The sequence below is a fragment of the Bacillus sp. LB7 genome (assembly GCF_030449715.1).
GTDB lineage: Bacteria > Bacillota > Bacilli > Bacillales > Bacillaceae > Bacillus > Bacillus paralicheniformis.
The window spans coordinates 1-209 of the sequence record NZ_JASGCA010000081.1; the positions used below are offsets into that span (position 1 = coordinate 1).

A 209-nucleotide genomic window follows, 5' to 3' on the forward strand; every position below is an offset into this window, starting at 1 on the left:
ACCCGCATGTTTGAAGGCTCTTCTTTTAAACTCAATCCAGAAGTCGGCCGCAAGCTTTACCAATGGCTTGAGCTCGGCATTGACGTGAAGGCAGAGGAAGAAGCTGAACGTATCCGTTTGATTGAGGAAATAAAAGCGATTGTTTCCGGCAACGAAGCAGCCGCGCAGATGGTTGAAGAATTTCAGATCAAAGCAAATAAAAAACTTGA

1 pseudogene is annotated in these 209 nt (G+C 45.0%); it reads left to right on the top strand.

Annotated features, from left to right (window positions below):
- A pseudogene (locus QMZ64_RS23440) lies at positions 1 to 209 on the top strand (AAA family ATPase); the annotation flags it as partial.